Source organism: Arthrobacter sp. P1_H7, from assembly GCF_056405215.1.
In genome coordinates, this window is sequence record NZ_JBFUCO010000004.1 from 257,031 (window position 1) to 274,236 (window position 17,206).

The following is a 17,206-nucleotide window of genomic DNA, read 5'->3' on the forward strand; positions in this document are numbered from 1 at the left end:
CCGCTAGAATCGGGGGCGACCCTTTCGAAAGGACCCCCTTGGCCAAGCTCTACTTCCGCTACGGCGCCATGAACTCCGGCAAATCTACGGGGCTGCTGCAGGCGGCGTTCAACTATGAGGAACGCGGCCAGCGGGTCCTGCTGGCCAAGCCGGACGTGGACACCAAGGGCGACTCCGACGTCGTGTCCCGCCTGGGCATGACCCGTTCGGTGGACTTCCTGATCCCCGCCGGCGCGTCGGCCCGCGCGCTTTTCACCGCCCAGGCCCACGGCGACGATCCCGACGCCCTGCTGCAGCACGTCGACACCCCGCCGGTGGCCTGCCTGCTGGTGGACGAGGCCCAGTTCCTGGAACCGGAGCAGGTGGACGACCTCTTCCGCATCGCGGTCCTGGACAACGTCCCCGTCCTCGCCTACGGCATCCGCACCGACTTCCGGACCCGTGCGTTCCCCGGTTCCCTGCGCCTGCTGGAGATCGCGCACACCCTCGAAGAGCTCAAGACCATTTGCCGCTGCGGACGGAAGGCCATCTTCAACACGCGCCGGATCGGGGACCACGTGGTGTTCGACGGAAACCAGGTTGCGATCGACGGCCAGGACGTCTGGTACGAGTCGCTCTGCGGCGCCTGCTACCTCGAGGTCTCCGGCGGCCGGCTGGGCAACTAGCGCCGGCGCGCCTGCGCAGCGCCACTGCGGCGTACTGCACTGCACTGCCCAAGTGAACTGCGGTCATACTGCACTGAACTGAACTGCGGCGTACTGCACCGCGGCGCGGCCTCGGCTAGGCTCGGAGCATGACCCGCGAGAACATCAGAACCCCCAACGGCGGAACGATCGAGCTTTTGAGCACGGGCGCCGAGCTCGCCTCGGCGGGTTCGGGCATCGTCGTCGTGCCGGCCTCGATGGTGACGGCCGCCGATTACACCCGTTTCGCGCAGAAACTCAGTGCGTCACTGGGCCGGCCGGTGCACACCTTCAACCGTCGCGGCCGCGGCTCGTCCTCCCCGCAGCCAGAGGATTACACCCTCGACGTGGACATCCACGACCTCGACGCCGTCATGAAGCACACCGCCAGCACAGACGTCTTCGGCCACAGCTTCGGCGGGGCGGTGGCCCTGCACGCGGCCCGTACCCTGCCGGTGGAACGGCTCGCCGTGTACGACCCCGCCGTGTCCGTCAACCACAGCGTCACGGCGGACTGGACGCCCGAATACGAGCGGGCGACCGCAGCCGGCGACGACGACCGCGCCCTCGCCGTCCTGCTCAAGGGCCTGGAGACCGGCAGCGCCCTGTCCCGGATGCCGCTGTCCATGCTGACGCTGGCGAACAAGCTTTCGGCGGGCACCCCGATCGGCAAGCAGCTGCGCGACCTCATGCAGACCGGCGTCCGCGAGATCAAGGCGATCATCGCCGCGGACATGCCGGCCGAACCCTTCCTGCAACTACCGCTGGAGACGCTGATCATTGTTGGCGAGAAGAGCCCGGCCTACTTCGGCGTGGCCTGCGCCCAGATCCACGATGTCCTCTCCGGCTCCAGCTATACGATCCTGCCGGGCATGGGACACGACGGTGTCAACAAGGCGCCGGACAAGCTGATCGCCGAGCTGAGCGCGTTTTACTCAGGCTGACCCGCAACACGCAACGCCGTACAAGCAACGCGGGGTCACTTAGCGCCCATTCCGGAGGTCCGGACCGGCGCTAAGTGACCCCGCGTTGTTTTGTTAATTGCGGCTAATGGGCGGCCGGGTGTGCCGCGCCTTCGGTTTTGCGCATCATGGAGGACAGCACGACGGCGGCGACGGCTATGACGGCCGCCGTCAGGAATGCCGCATGCATGCCGGCGACCATGCCCGAGTTAACGGCCACGAAGGCGTAGATCGAGACCAGGAGCGCCGTGCCGGCGGCGCCGGCCACTTGCTGCAGCGTGCTCATGATGGCCGAGCCGTGGGAGTACAGGTGCGGCGGCAGCGGGTTCAGCCCCGTCGTGAAGGCCGGGGTGAACAACAGCGCCAGGCCCAGGCTCAGTGCCACATGCAGGGCGATGATCCACCCCAGCGGCGACGTGGCGTCCAGCATGGAGAACTGCCAGAGGGACAGCACCATCATGATCGAGCCGGTCACTGTCAGCGGCAGGGGCCCGACCCTGTCGAATACGCGGCCGATGAAGGGGCCCAGCAGGCCCATGGCCAGTCCGCCGGGCAGCAGGACCAGTCCGGTCTCAAGTGAGGTAAGGCCGCGGATCTCCTGCAGGTACAACGGCAGCAGGATCACCGCACCGAACAGGGCGATCATGGCCACGACCAGCAGCAGCACGGACACGGTGAACATCCGGAAGGTGAAGGCGCGCAGGTCCAGCAGGGGGCCGTCGGTCTTCTGCAGCTTCAGCTGGCGCAGGACGAACGCGGCCAGGGCCAGCACGCCAACCGCCAGGGCCACCACGGCGGGGGTGCGGGATCCGCCCTGGCCGCCGCCGATCTGGCTCAGGCCGTACACCAGGCCGCCGAAAGCGGGGACCGTGAGCACCACGGAGAGGGCATCGAGCCGGGTCTTCTCGGTCTCACCGATGTTGGTCAGGTATCTGGCCCCGATGGCCAGCGCGGCGAGCGCGATCGGCAGCACGAAGACGAACATGAACCGCCATGAAAAATGCTGGAGGATCAGGCCGGAAACCGTGGGGCCCAGTGCTGGCGCCACCGAAATGGCGATGCTGACGTTGCCCATGACGGCGCCGCGGCGTTCCAGCGGCACCAGCGTGAGGATGGTGGTCATCAGGAGCGGCAGCATGATGGCGGTGCCGCCGGCCTGGACAATGCGGGCCAGCAGCAGGACTTCGAAGCCCGGCGCGAGGGCCGCCAGCAGCGTGCCGCCGGAAAAGAGTCCCATGGCCAGCATGAACACGGCACGGGTGGTCAGCCGCTGCAGGATGAATCCGGTGGTGGGGATCACGACGGCCATGGTGAGCATAAAACCCGTGGACAGCCACTGCACGGTGGGCGCATCAATGTTCAGGTCCACCATCAGCCGCTGCAGGGCCACGTTCATGATGGTCTCGTTGAGGATCACGACGAAGGTGGCCACCAGCAACGTGGCGATGATGGCCACGGACTCCCGCGACATCTTTGCCGGCGCGGTGGGCGCGACAGGCGCCGCCGGCAGGTGCTGCGCGGGGACGGCGGGGGCAGCGCCCGGTGCGGGATCGCCAGAGGCGTTGGAAGAGACGTCTGTTGACATGGGAATTCCCTCAGGGAGTTTGGTATGGGTCCGGCGAGCGTCGGCGCTGCTACAGGTTGCAACAGTCTAGGGCCCGGGGGCATTCCCGTCACCGCGATATCAACGCGGGGTCAGATACGGCCGATGACGGGCGGCGGCATGGGCCGTATTTGACCCCGCGTTGCTTCTTGGGGGTGTGGGGTTAGGAGTTCAGGTGCGCGTTGTCGATGAGGCGGACGGGGCCCACCGTGGCGGCGATGATCGCCAGCCCCTCGCCGCGGAACGGGGTGTCCCGGCAGTTCTCCGCGAGGGGCTCGAGGGTGCGCGGATCCACCACCTCGAAATAGTCCAGCTCCACGAGCGGCTGGGACCGGACAAGGGCCTGCGCGGATTCGACGTCCAGCGGCTCATGGGCGTTGGCGCGCTCCTCGATGAGCCGCAGCGCGCGGGAGAGCACCAGGGCCGCCTCGCGCTGGTCTTCGGAGAGGAAGCGGTTGCGGCTGGAGAGCGCCAGGCCGTCGGCCGAGCGCACAATGGGCACCGGCACGATCTCCACGGGGAAATTCAGGTCCGCCACCATGCGCTGGACCAGGGCCAGCTGCTGCGCGTCCTTCTGGCCGAAATAGGCGCGGTACGCGGGCTGGCCGCCACCGGGCAGGCCGGCACCAGGGATGCCGTAGTGGAGCAGTTTCGCGACGACGGTCAGCGCCCCGTCGAAGTGCCCGGGCCGGGACGCGCCTTCCCATTTTTCCCCCAGGGGTCCCGCCGTGATCCGCACGAGGGGTGCCCCGCCGGGGTAGACCTCCTCGACACCCGGCGCGAACGCCAGGTCCACCCCTTCGGCGTCGAGCAGCGCGAGGTCGGCATCGAGCGTGCGCGGGTAGCGTTCCAGATCCGCGGCCTCGCCAAACTGCAGCGGGTTGACGAAAATCGTGGCGGCCACGACGTCGTTCTGGGCGACGGCCGTCCGGGCCAGCTGGGCATGTCCCTCGTGCAGGGCGCCCATGGTGGGCACGAGACCCTGGGACGTGCCGCCTTTCTGCGCCAGCAGCCGGGCGCTTGCGGCGCGGAGCTGGGCAGCCGTGGTGACGAGTTGGATTGCCATGTCAGGGTCCTTCCGGGGCGGGCGTCCCGTTCTGGCCGGGGCCGCCGAGCGCCTGTTCGATGCCGTCGAGTTGTTCCGGCTTCAGGAGCCCGCGGCTTCCTGCCCGGCGGGCTGTCGCCCGGGCCATGGCCAGGTACGCCTCAAGAATATCGCCGGCCGCGCCGCCGTCGTACTCGCGGAGGGCGCCGGCGTGCGCGGCCACGGTGCCGGTGTCGCCACGGGCCACGGGCCCGGTCAGGGCCGTTTCGCCGGAGGCGAGGGCGTTCTCGAGGGTGGCGCGCAGCAGCGGGCCCAGCATCCGGTCCGGGGCGTCGACGCCGACGTCGCGGAGCAGCTGCGAGGCCTGCGCGACGAGCGTGACCATATGGTTCGAACCGTGCGCGAGGGCAGCGTGGTACAGGACTCGGTCGGCCTCGGCGATCGCGACGGGCTCGGCGCCCATTTCGACAACGAGTGCCTGGGCGATCGGCAGCATCGCGGCGTCAGCCGTGACGCCAAAGGTGCAGTCCAGGAGCCTGGTGAGGTCCAGGCTCATGCCCGTGAACGTCATGGCCGGGTGCAGCGCGAGCGGCACGGCGCCGGCGGCGCGGACCGGGTGCAGGATCCCGACGCCGAAGCGCCCGGAGGTGTGCGCCACAAGCTGGCCGGGCTGCCAGGCGCCGAGCTTGGCCAGTCCGTTCACCAGCGGGCCCAGGGCATCGTCCGGGACGGCAAGCAGGACCAGTTCGGCGCGCTCCACGATGTCCTGCACGTCCAGGATCGGGACGCCGGGCAGAAGCGTCTCGACGCGTTCTTTGCTGGCGTCCGAAACGGCGGACGCCCCGATGACGGCGTGCTCGGCTCCGCGTAGCGCCGCCCCCAGGACGGCACCGACCTTCCCTGCGCCAATGATTCCGACGCCGAGGCGTCCTGGTTTAGCCATGATGCGGGCCTTCCTGGGGGTCTTCTGCGGGTGGTGCGGCCGGCTGGGCCGCCGGCTCCAGCCAGTGTTCGCTCTTCTGGTGTTTGCGCGCGGCGCGGGCACGGGCGGACTGGGCATCGAACAGGGCCCGGGCTTCGTCGAGGCCGGCCTGGATGAGCCGCGGGGCCACCGGACCCGCCGTGGTGTGCAGGACCAGGTCCGCCACCCGGAACCGCCGGGCGAGCGGACCCTGCTCGAGCGCCATGGACTGGGTGCGCTGGTGCGGCACCACCACGAAGTTCCGCCACCAGCGGCCCGACCTCAGGAGCAGGGCGGTCTCCGTTGCCGTGAAACCGTTGCGCCGCCAGCCCAACGGCGCCAGGAACCGGGCCCGGCGTGGGCTGGTGACGAAGCCGCCGTCGGCGTCCCGGCCGGCTGCGCTGCCCGGGGTCCCGGCGGGGTCCGCGAGGCCGGTGATCCCGTCGGTGAACAGCCCCACCGGATCCTGGGTTCCGGGATCCGGGAGCACCAGGGAGAGGATTTCCATGACGTCGGCGAGGGATCCCACCGGAAGCAGCGTGGTCCGGGCCGACCCTTCCCCGGCGCTGCTGGCCAGGCCGTAGCCGGCCACGTTGACCTGGATCCGGTACCAGCCGAACACCCGCCACAGCGGCGGCTGGCTTACCTTCAGCGCCTGGATCCTGCCCGGCGGCACGGTCTGTGCCTGCGTGTCCAGCAGGCCGTAGCGCAGCCGGATGCCGTCCGGGGAAACGGCGGCCGTGAAGTTGTAGCCCTTGTTGAACGAGGACCAGTAGGAGGCGAGGAGCCCGATCGCGGCAGGGATCAGGAAGACCGCGAAGTTCCGGTTTTCCGTGACAGCGGAGAGCATCACCGAGGCAATGCCGCCAGCCAGGATCACAGCGCTCTGTTCGCTCAGGAGCAACGAGCCCAGCAGGCGCGGCGGCGGCACGGTCAGCACGACCTGTTCGGGGGCCTCCACGGCGGCGGACGCCAGCTCTCCGGACTCCGGGTCTCCCGGCCCAGGCGCCGACGTCCCGGCGGCTGCACCGGAGGCGCGGGCCAGGATTGTCGCGCGGAGCTGCCGGGCCTCGTCCGCGCGCAGGTACGCCAGGCGCACCGCGGACTGGCCGGCGTCGGCGACTTCGAACCGCAGTTCAGCCAGTCCGAAGATCCGCGCCAGCAGGGGCTGCACGACGTCGATCGCCTGCACCCGGTCCAGCCTGGCCTGCCGCTGCTGCTTGAACAGGAAACCGGTGTTGACGCGCACGTAGCCGCCGGCCACCTGGTAGCGGGTGAAGTACCAGCTCAGGACGTAGCCGAGAACGGTCAGCAGCAGCAGGGTGCCGCCGCCGAGCAGCAGCCACGGCGCCCGTCCGGCCAACCGCTCGTCAAAGACCGGGCCGCCCTGCAGGAACCGTTCGAAACTGTCGCGTCCGAAAAAGAACAGCAGTGCCGCCAGCGCCACCCAGCCGCGGACAAAGGGCGACGCGGGGTGCACGCGCAACCAGCCGGCGTCGGCGTTTGTCCCGATGCCGGATCCGACGGCGGTTCCGTCGGCGGCGCGTCCGGCATCCTCCGGTGTCAGCGCCATCCCGTCACGGCCTTCCCGTCACAGCCCGGCCAGCCGGGCTTCGCCGCGGGCGGACAGTTGTTCGCGGAGCCGGGCGCCTTCGCTCGCGGGCAGGCCGGGAATCTCGGCGCTGGTCGCGGCGGCTGCGGTGTGCAGCTTCAGTGTGCACAGGCCCAGCTGACGTTCGACCGGGCCCACCGCAATATCCACGTACTGCATCCGCCCGTAAGGAACCACGAGCGTGCGCTGAAAGAAGATGCCCCGCCGGATCAGGAGGTCGTCTTCACGCTCGGCGTAGCCGATCGAGCGCACCTGCCGGGGAATCAGCACGAGCCGCCACAGGGCAAGAAGCAGCGCGACGGCGGGCAGGGCGACGGCCAGCCAGACCGGCGGCCAGGTCCACGCCCCGGTCAGCACCAGGACCAGGGGAAGCGAGAGCAGTGCCACCGTGATCAGGGTTCCCAGCGCCCATCCCGCGAGCCGCACCGTGACGTACTTCGGTGACACCCTGAGCCAGTCGATGCCTGGAGGATCAATCGCTTCGGTACGCATATTCGCCTTCTGCCGAGGGCTTGCTGCGCTTTCCCTGCACCCCGGGGCGGGAATCGGCGTCGCCGTCCTCGGGCGGAATCCGGCAGAACCGCTCGACGACGAGCCCGACAACCACCATGATCAGCGCGCCGCCAGCCATGGCCAGGGCCTGCCAGGTGATGTCCTGGTTGCTGCGCAGGTTCCACAGCCGCAGTTGCTCCACCACGATTCCCGCGTGCCAGCCCAAAAGGACCGCCCCGGTGTAGGCGCAGGCCTGGGCGAGGACCAGGGTCCAGGCCGCCAGGATGGGGTTGAGGATTTTCTTCTTCTTTTTGCCGTTGCGCCACCGGAGCACGCGGATGCCCAGCACCAGCGTGAGGGCCACGATCACACCCATGGTCACCAGCCCCGTCAGGGGCAGCACCGGGGTGGCCAGTCCGTAGCGGCCGGAGAGCATGGTGGCGAACCAGCCGGCCACGGCCAGGACCACGCAAATGGCCAGCAGGAGCAGGGGGCTGGTCAGCTTCACGGCCGCTCCGCCGCACCGGCCGCGCCGGTGGTCTCCGTCGCTGTGACATCCGCTGCGGCGGGGTTCTGGAAGCCGTCAAAGGTGGCGAGGTCGGCGAAATCGGCCGCTTTCGCCGCGAGGTCGCCCACGCGTTCGCCGTTGAGCTCCGCCGCGGGATCGATCAGCGACCACGGATACAGCACGAACGCCCGTTCCGCGGCCCGGGGGTGCGGCAGGGTGAGCTCGGAGTCGGAGCTGGCCACGTCCCCGTACGTGATGATGTCCACGTCCAGGGTCCGCGGCCCCCACCGGACCTCGCGCACGCGCAAATGCTTCTGCTCCACATCGTGGCAGTGCTCCAGAAGTTCGCGCGGCGGCAGCGACGTCTCGACGGCGATCACCATATTCAGGAAGTCGGGCTGGTCCGGCGGGCCACCCACGGCCTTGGTCTGGACGATCGGCGAGATGGCCAGCAGGCGCACCTCCGGCGGGTCGACGAGGTCTGCGACGGCGGCGGACAGGGTGTCGCTGCGCTCCCCCAGGTTGCTGCCGAGCGCGATCACGGCACGGGTGTAGAGCGGGCTCACGTCCGCCTCCGGTACACGCTGACGGCGACGTCGCCGAAGTCGACTTCGATTGGGGCCTTGGGCTTGTGCACGGTGACGTCCACGGCGGCGACGGGGAATTTCTGCAGGACGTCCTCGGCGATCCGCACCGCGAGGGCCTCGATCAGGTTCAGCGGCTCACCCGTGATCCAGTCCCGGATGCAGTTAGCCACCTCGCCGTAATGCGCGGTGTCCAGGACGTCGTCGGAAGCCGCCGCCTTGCTGAAGTCCAGGTGCAGCACCGCGTCAACGACGAACGGCTGCCCGTCGCGGCGCTCGAAATCGAACACACCGTGATGGCCGACGGCGGTGACGCCGCTCAGCGTGATCTGATCCATGGTGCCGGCCGGTTCAGTTGTTGCCGGCGGCGGCGGAACCGGCCGCTGCCGGGGGCGTCGGGGGTGCCATGCGGGCGGCGACCTTGACGGCGTCCAGGCTCGCGCCGACGTCGTGCACGCGCACAGCCCAGGCGCCGCGGAAGGCGCTGATGGCGGTTATGGCGGCGGTGGCGGCGTCGCGTTCAACCGGCTGGGCGGCCTTGCCGGCCACGGTCAGGAGGCTGCCGAGGAAGCGTTTGCGTGAGCCGGCGACCAGGACCTTGTGGCCCATGGCCTGCAGGACATCCAGGTGCAGCAGGAGCTCCCAGTTCTGGCCGTCGTTCTTGGCGAAGCCCAGTCCCGGGTCCACAATGATCTGCTCCGGCGCGACCCCGGCAGCGTACAGCTTGTCGCGGACGCCGGCGAGCTCCGTCACGACTTCCCCTGCAACGTCACGGTAGTCCGTCAGGGAGTTCATGGTGCTGGCGTCGCCGCGGCGGTGCGTCAGGATGTACGGGACCTTGGTACGGGCGGCCAGTTCGGCCATTTCAGGTTCCATGGTCAGGCCCGAGACGTCGTTGATGATCGCGGCGCCGGCCTTCAGGGCTGCAGCAGCCGTCACGGCGTGGGTGGTGTCGATGCTGACCAGGGCGCCGGCCTTGACCAGGGCCTCGATGACCGGCAGGACCCGGCGCTGTTCCTCATCAGGGCCGACTGCCGTGGCACCCGGGCGGGTGGATTCGCCGCCGACGTCGATGATGTCCGCCCCGGCGTAGAACATCCGCAGCCCTGCCGCGATCGCCGTGTCCGGCGCCGCGTACGCTCCGCCGTCGCTGAAGGAATCAGGGGTGACGTTGAGGATTCCCATCACCAGTGTCCGGTCCGTGGGCAGGTCCTGGAACTTCGCCGCCGGGCGCGGTTTGCGCAGGATGGGCAGTGGCGAGGTGGCCGGGCCGGTCCCCGGGGCTGCAGCTAGGGAGTCCATAGTCTGTGTTCTTACCTTCCGAGTATGAGGCTCATGGCTTCGGCACGGGTGGCCGGGTCATGGAGTTGCCCGCGCACTGCGCTGGTGACGGTCTTGGCGCCGGGCTTGCGGATTCCCCGCATGGACATGCACAGGTGTTCGCATTCGACGACGACGATCGCGCCGCGCGGATTGAGGTGCGTGACGAGGGCCTCGACGATCTGGGTGGTCAGGCGTTCCTGGACCTGCGGGCGCTTGGCGAACATGTCCACCACCCGCGCCAGCTTGCTCAGGCCTGTGACCTTGCCGTCGTGGGACGGGATGTAGCCCACATGCGCCACCCCGTGGAACGGCACCAGGTGGTGCTCGCAGGTGGAATAGAACGGGATGTCCTTGACCAGCACGAGTTCCTCGTGCTCGAGGTCGAAGGTGGTGGCCAGGATCTCGGCGGGGTCGTGGTGCAGGCCGGCAAACATTTCCACGTAGGCCTTGGCCACCCGCTTCGGAGTGTCCACGAGACCGCCGCGGTCCGGGTCCTCCCCGATCGCCAGCAGGATTTCCCGCACGGCGGCTTCAATCCTGGGCCGGTCCACTTTGGACTTTGAATGCGGGGCTTCCCCGCCCCCCGCCGAAGCAGCAGCGGGGGCGGGAACGTCGTCGTCGAAGTTAGAAGTCACAGAAGAAGCCTAGCCGGGATGACCATCAGTCCCGATATCCGTTGCACCGCCAACACCGCCTTGGAAGGACTCCTGTCCGCCGACGCCCTGGGCATGCGGGGGCTGGGCATCCAGGGGCTCCTCGAGCCGGGCATGGGTGGCTTCCTCCTGGGCTTCGCGCTCCGCCTTTTCGCGGCGCGACTCCACCGGGCCGGCGTCCTGGACCGGGCGGGTCTCCTTGGAGAGCCAGACGTCGCGGAAGTCGCGCTTGCGGATGTTGGTGAAAACTTGCGCGATTTCGGCCTGGTTCAGCGTTTCGCGTTCGAGCAGTTCCAGCGCGAGCTCGTCCAGGACGTCCCGGTTCTCGGTCAAGATGGCGTAGGCCTCATCGTGGGCGCCGTCGATCAGGCGGCGCACTTCTTCGTCGACGATGTAGGCGATTTGGTCTGAGTAGTTGCGCTCGTGCCCGGCGTCGCGGCCAAGGAACGGTTCGCCGCCGCCCTGGCCGAGGCGGACGGAACCGACCCTTTCGCTCATGCCGAACTCGGTGACCATCTTCCGGGCGATCCCGGTGGCCTTCTCGATGTCGTTGGACGCACCCGTGGACGGATCGTGGAAGACGAGTTCCTCGGCAACCCGGCCGCCCATCGCGTAGGCCATCTGATCGAGCAGCTCGTTGCGGGTGATGGAGTATTTGTCGTTCTCCGGGACCACCATGGTGTAGCCCAGGGCACGGCCGCGGGGCAGGATGGTGATCTTGGTGACCGGGGCGGAGTTCCGCAGGGCAGCCGCGACCAGGGCGTGGCCGCCCTCGTGGTACGCGGTGACTTTGCGTTCGTGTTCCTTCATCACCCGGCTGCGCTTCTGCGGGCCGGCCATGACGCGGTCGATTGCCTCGTCGAGGGCGCGGTCATCGATCAGGTTCGCGTTGGAACGGGCCGTCAGCAGGGCGGCCTCGTTCAATACGTTGGCCAGATCCGCGCCCGTGTAGCCGGGGGTCTTCTTGGCAACAGCCTTGAGGTCGACGCCGGCGGCCATCGGTTTGCCCTTGGCGTGCACCTGCAGAATCTGGTCGCGGCCGATCAGGTCGGGGGCTTCCACCGAGATTTGCCGGTCGAAACGGCCCGGGCGCAGCAGGGCGGGGTCCAGGACGTCGGGGCGGTTGGTGGCGGCAATCAGGATGACGTTGGTCTTGACGTCGAAGCCGTCCATTTCCACCAGCAGCTGGTTCAGGGTCTGCTCGCGCTCGTCGTTGCCGCCGCCGATTCCGGCGCCGCGGTGCCGGCCGACGGCGTCGATCTCATCGACGAAAATGATCGCCGGCGCGTTGGACTTGGCCTGCTCGAAGAGGTCGCGGACACGGGAGGCGCCCACGCCGACGAACATTTCCACGAAGTCGGAACCTGAGATGGAGAAGAAGGGAACGCCGGCCTCGCCGGCAACCGCGCGGGCCAGGAGGGTCTTGCCGGTGCCCGGAGGGCCGTAGAGCAGCACGCCCTTAGGAATCTTGGCGCCGACGGCCTGGAACTTGGCCGGCTCCTGCAGGAATTCCTTGATCTCCTCGAGTTCCTCGACGGCCTCATCGGCGCCGGCGACATCGCTGAAGGTCACCTGGGGCATGTCCTTGTTGACCAGCTTGGCCTTGGACTTGCCGAACTGCATCACCTTGGACCCGCCGCCCTGCATCCGGGAGAGCAGGAACCAGAACAGGACGCCGAGCAGCAGCACGGGCACCAGCAGGGAGAAGAGCCCGGAGAACCAGTTGTTTTCGATCGGCTGGTCGGTGAAGCCGCCGGACGGTTTGGAGTCCGTGACCGCCTTGACGACGTCCTGGGCGCGGGCGTTGACGAAGTAGAACTGGACGTTCTTGCCCTTGTCCTGCCCGTCGACCTGGAGGTTGTCCTTCAGGACCAGGTCCACCCGGTTCTCGGCGTCGAAAATCTTGGCCTGTTCAACCTTGCCGCCGGCTGTCAGCAGCTCAAGGCCCTTGTCAGTGTCGATCCGGCTGGCGCCGCCCGGCGCAAGCGTGGCAAATGCCAGCAGCAGCATGGCCACCACGACGACAATCCAGATGCCGGGGCCCTTGAAGAAACTCTTAGCTTTCATCTGTTCGGGGCTGGCCCCGTCCCTCCTGGTAGTGCTGCACGGCGACCGATCTGCGCGCGTGTGGTGCTGCGTCAGGTTCTAGCTATACACCGTCGCACTATCCCACGCACGGCAAAGGGCAAAAGTTCCCTGTGGGCGTAGCGGGGCCGGGCCTCCGGCCGTCCGGGGCCCGGACGGGGTGCCCCCGCGTGAACGACTTACTCGTAGACGTGCGGGGCCAGGGTGCCGACGAAGTCCAGGTTGCGGTACTTCTCGGCATAGTCCAGGCCATAGCCCACCACGAACTCGTTGGGGATGTCATAGCCGACGTACTTGACGTCGATCTTGACCTTGGCGGCCGTCGGCTTGCGGAAGGCGGTGCAGATTTCCACCGACGCCGTGCCGCGGGATTCGAGGTTCGTCTTGAGCCAGGACAGCGTGAGGCCGGAATCGATGATGTCCTCTACGATCAGGACGTCTTTGCCCATGAGGTCGGTGTCGAGGTCCTTCAGGATGCGGACCACGCCTGAGGACTGCGTGCCCGAGCCGTACGAGGAGACGGCCATCCAGTCCATGGAGACGTGGGTGTGCAGTGCACGGGCCAGATCTGCCATGACCATGACGGCGCCCTTGAGCACGCCGACGATCAGGAGGTCGCGGCCCTCGTAGTCCTTGTCGATCTGCGCCGCGAGTTCGGTGATCCGTTGCTGGATCTGTTCCTTGGTGTAGAGAACGTGTTTGAGGTCTGCCTGGACGTCGTTTGAATCCACCAATGGCTCCTGTGTAGATGCGGGGTGCGACTAATTTCGGGGCGGCCGTTGAGGCCGGAATACAAGCTTCCCACAGCGGGCGGCTTCGCGGGGAACACCGGCGGCGGACGGCTCCGCCGCAAGGAGCTGCGCGAGCGAGAGCCGGTAGACGCTGACCGCGCCGGGAAGCTCCACCGGACCGGCCGATCCCTGCCGGCGCAGCAGTGCTTCCGCCGCGAGCAGGCGCTGGTAGCTGGGCTGCTGACCGCCCACGGCGGCGGCGGCCTTGGCGATCACCCGGAACCTCACGGCCGGGGCAAGATCCCGCAGTTCGGCCTCCGGAAGGCTGATCTCCTCCCCGGCCTGCTGGCGCAGGCGCTCGAACGTGTCGTTCGCCACGTCCTCCAGGTAATCGGCGTCGAGCTGCAGGATCGCGGCCGTGCGGGCGAGCGATTCGGCAACGCCGGGGCCAAGCTTGTCCTCCAGCAGGGGCAGCACCTCAACCCGGGTCCGGGAACGCGCGTACACGGGATCCGTGTTGGACGGGTCGTGCCAGGGCTCCAGGTCCTCCACCCGGCAGATCTCCAGGGTGTCCGCACGCCGCAGGCCCAGGAACGGGCGCAGCAGCCGGCCACGGGCCGGCCGCATCCCGGCGAGGGACCGGGTACCCGACCCTCGCGCCAGGCCCAGGAGCACTTGTTCGGCCTGGTCATCGAGGGTGTGGCCGAGCAGGATCGCGGCTGCACCTGCCTCGTTCGCGGCGGCCTCGAGGGCCGCATGACGGGCGTCCCGGGCAGCAGCCTCGGGGCCTGCGCCGCTGGAGGCGACGTCGACAGTCCTGATCGTCACGGGAGAGAGCCCGAGCTCTTCGAGGGTCCGGGCCGTGGTGGCGGCGACCCCGGCCGAGCCCGGCTGAAGCTGGTGGTCCACGACGACGGCGCCAACAGAGACAGGATGGCCGTCCACGTGACCCCGGCGTCCGAAATAGGCGGCGACGGCGGCGAGAGCCAGCGAGTCCGGCCCGCCGCTGCAGGCGACCAGGACGCGGTCCGGGTAGCCGGCCGCGGCAAGGGTGTCCTGCAGCATTTTTCGCGCCGTGCCGACCACCGGCGCGAGGCGGCCGGGCCGGCGTCGTCCGCTGGAAACCGAGGTCGAACCGGCGCCGTCTGGGGCAGTCATGGCGGCTAGAGGCCCATCCGGTCGAGCCAGAGCTTGGAGTCGTGGATCTCGGGTTCGCTGGGGAGGTGGTCCGCGGAGTCCCAGACCTTGTTGAAGCCTGCCATGCCGACGGCGGCCACCACTTCCCGGACGAACTTGGCGCCGTCACTGTACTGGCGCATCTTGGCGTCGAGGCCGAGCAGGTTGCGGATGAATTTCTCGATCATGCCGCGGTCCTGGCCGCGGTCATTGAAACGTTGCCGGATGGTCTTCACCGAGGGGACGATGCTGGCGTCCACGGCGTCCATGACCACATTGGCGTGGCCCTCGAGCAGGCTCATCAGGGCAGTCAGGCGGGACAGGGCCGCCTTTTCCTCCGGGTTCTGGAGCAGGTCCAGGATGGCGCCGCGTCCGGGCGCGGCGCCGGGAGCCGCGCGGTCCTTCAGCGATTTCGCGGCCGCCGAGGCCCGTTCCATCAGGGAATCGACATTGCCCAGCAATAGTCCGCTGAGGTTTTCGATCTCTTGCAGCATGTGGTGCCGCAGCCACGGTGCGGCGGCAAACTGCACCCGGTGGGTCTGTTCGTGGAGGCAGACCCAGAGCCGGAAGTCCGCGGGTTCGACTTTCAGTTCGCGTTCCACGGAGATGATGTTCGGCGCGACGAGCAGCAGCCGCCCGGAAGCGGGGGCCGTGGAGTTTTCGGCCAGCGCGGAGAAGGGATCGTACTGGCCCAGGACTTTGCTCGAAAGGAAGGCCAGGATGGCGCCGAGCTGGCTTCCGGTGATGGCTGCGCTGACCCCGGCAGCCCCGGGGCTGAGGGATCCGCGGCCCTCCAGCAGCTTTCCCATGGCGGGCTTGAGCATAACGGCGAAGCTCTGCGTGTTGGCCTTGGCCCATGAGGCCCGGTCCACCACGAGGACCTCGGAGTCGCGCAGGTCCCGTGCGGCGTCCAGGCCGGTGATGTGGTGGACGTGCGGCACGGCCATGTCCGCCATGAGCCGCAGATTTTCGACGGCGGCGCCGATCTCCGCTGCGCCCAGGACGGGACCTGCCGGCGTCAGCCGGGCTGCCGTGGACGCGGCGAGCTCCCAGTTGATGAGATCTGGGGCCTGGGCCGATGCCCCGCTCGGCGTCTTGGGTGATGTCTCGCTTGATGTCTGGCTTGCAGAGGACTCCATGGGGTCCATCAGATCACAGGGGCCCGACAATCCGCCTTAATTTTCGCTGACCGGCGAACCGGCCGGGGCCGTCCCCGGGCCCCGGCCGCGGGTTACCGGCCGCGGGTTACCGGCTGCGCGTTCCTGGCCGGCCGCCGACGTCAGCGGCAGCCGCAGCCGGCGAGGACGGCGGCGGAGCGGTCCAGTGCGGCCTTGTTCGCGGCGCCGGGGGTCAGCCCGTTGCCGACGAAGGAGAAGACCAGGAGCCGGCGGTCGGCGTCGACCACGTAACCGCTGAGCGCAATGACCGTGTTCAGCGTGCCCGTCTTGGCGCGGACCAGCCCGGCGCCCGCGGCCGAGGCCGCATCCGTGTAGCGGTCCCCCAGGGTGCCGGTGAGCCCGGCGACCGGGAACCCGGTGAGTGCGGCGCGCAGCCGGGGGTCTGTGCCCGAGGTCATGGCCCGGACCACGTCCGTCAGTTGCCGGGCAGAGACCCGGTTGGCCAGGGCCAGACCGGAAACGTCCGCGGCCCGGAGGGTGTCAGTGGGAACGCCCATGTCCTTGACCTGCGCCAGCACGGCGGCAATGGCGTCGTCGCTGCTGCCGGGCCGGCCGGCGCCGAGGGCGGTCATCCGCCCCATCACCTCGGCGAGGTAGTTGTCCGAGGTCTGCAGCATGAAGTCCACCTGCTGCCCCACCGTGGCGGACTGGACCTCGGCCAGGACTTTGACGTCCCGGCCCTCCGGCGCGCCGCCGGGCTGGACCCGGGCGATGCCGGGGGCCACGGACAGTCCCTCGGCCGCCGCGGCCGCCGTGAGCCGGGCGGCGAACACCTCGGCGGCGGTCATGCCGGCGTCCTGCGGGCGGGGTCCGGTGGTCTTGGCGGGATCGAACCTGGCGGAGTTCAGCGCCAGCGGGTACAGCGGGGCCATCTCTCCGGCGGCGACGTCTTCTGGGCTCCACGCCTTGCTGAGCGGCGGGCCGCTGAAGAGGGAGTCATCCAGCAGGACGTTCACCGTGCCGGTGACGCCGCCGGCCTTGAGGGCATCGATAGTGGCCTTCGCGAGCGTGGTCAGCCCGGCGCGGCCCAGAACGGCCCCGGGGGCCGATTCCCCGGCGCCCAGGAGGACGTCGCCCCCGCCGCTCAGGACCACCGAGCCGGGCGTGGGCCCTGCCAGCACGCGGGTGCTGAAGCGGCGGTCCGGTCCCAGGACGCGGAGGGCCGCGCCGGCTGTGAGGAGCTTCATGTTCGACGCCGGAACGCGGGCCTCGTCGGCAGCCCGGTCGAAGAGGACCTGCCCCGTGGTGGCGTCCTGGACGATGCCGGTGAAGGTGCCGGCGCCGTCGGGCTTAAGGGTCTTGTTCAGCTGCGCGGCGAGGGCGGCGCCGGCCGGAACCGGCGCGGAAGCGCTGAGGGGCCCGACTCCTCCCGAACCGTTGCCGGGAAGGCTCAGCGTGGCGGGGATCTGCTGCCAGGGCGGTGCTGTTTGCGAGGCGCCGGAGCGCTGGTCCGGGCCGAGGAATGCCGGGGCGATGGCGATGCCGGCCGGCAATGCTACTGCCACCACGAGGAGGGTCTGGAGCAGCAGTGCAGGCATCCCGCGAAGCCTGCCGGGCACCGGCTGGGTGCCCTCGCGGCTGGTTCTCGGTTTCATGCTGCTGCTGGTCCT

At 69.1% G+C, this 17,206-nt stretch carries 17 protein-coding genes; 2 read left to right on the top strand and 15 right to left on the bottom strand.

Annotated elements, in window-relative coordinates; genetic code table 11:
• The first annotated feature begins 38 nt into the window (after window positions 1-38).
• Together AC1DXI_RS04910 and AC1DXI_RS04915 are read left to right on the top strand one after the other, a co-directional pair.
• Window positions 39-665 carry a thymidine kinase gene (locus AC1DXI_RS04910; RefSeq protein WP_018774926.1) on the top strand — a complete coding sequence of 209 codons (627 nt, stop codon included), beginning with the start codon at window positions 39-41 and terminating at the stop codon, window positions 663-665.
• 128 nt (window positions 666-793) lie between these two features.
• A complete protein-coding gene (locus AC1DXI_RS04915; protein ID WP_476937677.1) occupies window positions 794-1,627 on the top strand; it encodes an alpha/beta fold hydrolase in 834 nt (277 codons plus the stop codon).
• 103 nt (window positions 1,628-1,730) lie between these two features.
• Here the strand turns inward: AC1DXI_RS04915 and AC1DXI_RS04920 are convergent, their stop codons facing one another.
• From AC1DXI_RS04920 to dacB, 15 genes are all read right to left on the bottom strand, one after another.
• Window positions 1,731-3,230, bottom strand: coding sequence for an MDR family MFS transporter (locus AC1DXI_RS04920; RefSeq protein ID WP_476937678.1), 1,500 nt, complete (start codon window positions 3,228-3,230; stop codon window positions 1,731-1,733).
• 181 nt (window positions 3,231-3,411) lie between these two features.
• The gene (gene panC / locus AC1DXI_RS04925) at window positions 3,412-4,314 is read right to left on the bottom strand and encodes a pantoate--beta-alanine ligase (protein WP_476937679.1); all 903 of its coding nucleotides are present in this window, start codon (window positions 4,312-4,314) and stop codon (window positions 3,412-3,414) included.
• A gap of 1 nt (window position 4,315) precedes the next feature.
• Window positions 4,316-5,236: a Rossmann-like and DUF2520 domain-containing protein gene (locus tag AC1DXI_RS04930; protein ID WP_476937680.1), complete on the bottom strand. Its 921-nt coding sequence runs from the start codon at window positions 5,234-5,236 to the stop codon at window positions 4,316-4,318.
• Entirely contained in the window at window positions 5,229-6,827 is a 1,599-nt protein-coding gene (locus tag AC1DXI_RS04935) for a PH domain-containing protein (RefSeq protein WP_476937681.1), read from the bottom strand. Before AC1DXI_RS04935 ends, AC1DXI_RS04930 begins: the two co-directional genes overlap by 8 nt.
• Window positions 6,828-6,845: 18 nt before the next feature.
• Window positions 6,846-7,358 carry a PH domain-containing protein gene (locus tag AC1DXI_RS04940; RefSeq protein WP_476937682.1) on the bottom strand — a complete coding sequence of 171 codons (513 nt, stop codon included), beginning with the start codon at window positions 7,356-7,358 and terminating at the stop codon, window positions 6,846-6,848.
• The gene (locus AC1DXI_RS04945) at window positions 7,339-7,866 is read right to left on the bottom strand and encodes a DUF3180 domain-containing protein (RefSeq protein WP_018774933.1); all 528 of its coding nucleotides are present in this window, start codon (window positions 7,864-7,866) and stop codon (window positions 7,339-7,341) included. The genes AC1DXI_RS04940 and AC1DXI_RS04945 overlap by 20 nt, the downstream gene beginning before the upstream one ends.
• Complete coding sequence (gene folK / locus AC1DXI_RS04950) at window positions 7,863-8,432, bottom strand: 2-amino-4-hydroxy-6-hydroxymethyldihydropteridine diphosphokinase (RefSeq protein WP_476937683.1); 570 nt, start codon at window positions 8,430-8,432, stop codon at window positions 7,863-7,865. Before folK ends, AC1DXI_RS04945 begins: the two co-directional genes overlap by 4 nt.
• Window positions 8,429-8,788: a dihydroneopterin aldolase gene (folB, locus tag AC1DXI_RS04955; RefSeq protein ID WP_476937684.1), complete on the bottom strand. Its 360-nt coding sequence runs from the start codon at window positions 8,786-8,788 to the stop codon at window positions 8,429-8,431. Before folB ends, folK begins: the two co-directional genes overlap by 4 nt.
• A 13-nt stretch (window positions 8,789-8,801) precedes the next feature.
• Entirely contained in the window at window positions 8,802-9,752 is a 951-nt protein-coding gene (gene folP, locus AC1DXI_RS04960) for a dihydropteroate synthase (protein ID WP_476937685.1), read from the bottom strand.
• Between the two features lie 11 nt (window positions 9,753-9,763).
• The gene (gene folE / locus AC1DXI_RS04965; protein WP_026266692.1) at window positions 9,764-10,408 is read right to left on the bottom strand and encodes a GTP cyclohydrolase I FolE; all 645 of its coding nucleotides are present in this window, start codon (window positions 10,406-10,408) and stop codon (window positions 9,764-9,766) included.
• 9 nt (window positions 10,409-10,417) lie between these two features.
• A complete protein-coding gene (gene ftsH, locus AC1DXI_RS04970) occupies window positions 10,418-12,493 on the bottom strand; it encodes an ATP-dependent zinc metalloprotease FtsH (RefSeq protein ID WP_476937686.1) in 2,076 nt (691 codons plus the stop codon).
• 197 nt (window positions 12,494-12,690) lie between these two features.
• Window positions 12,691-13,242 carry a hypoxanthine phosphoribosyltransferase gene (hpt, locus tag AC1DXI_RS04975; RefSeq protein ID WP_018774939.1) on the bottom strand — a complete coding sequence of 184 codons (552 nt, stop codon included), beginning with the start codon at window positions 13,240-13,242 and terminating at the stop codon, window positions 12,691-12,693.
• A 30-nt stretch (window positions 13,243-13,272) separates the two neighbouring features.
• Window positions 13,273-14,307: a tRNA lysidine(34) synthetase TilS gene (gene tilS / locus AC1DXI_RS04980; protein ID WP_476937906.1), complete on the bottom strand. Its 1,035-nt coding sequence runs from the start codon at window positions 14,305-14,307 to the stop codon at window positions 13,273-13,275.
• Window positions 14,308-14,405: 98 nt separating this feature from the next.
• Window positions 14,406-15,557, bottom strand: coding sequence for a zinc-dependent metalloprotease (locus AC1DXI_RS04985; RefSeq protein WP_476937687.1), 1,152 nt, complete (start codon window positions 15,555-15,557; stop codon window positions 14,406-14,408).
• A gap of 140 nt (window positions 15,558-15,697) precedes the next feature.
• Complete coding sequence (dacB, locus tag AC1DXI_RS04990; protein WP_476937688.1) at window positions 15,698-17,191, bottom strand: D-alanyl-D-alanine carboxypeptidase/D-alanyl-D-alanine endopeptidase; 1,494 nt, start codon at window positions 17,189-17,191, stop codon at window positions 15,698-15,700.
• Window positions 17,192-17,206: the final 15 nt, after the last annotated feature.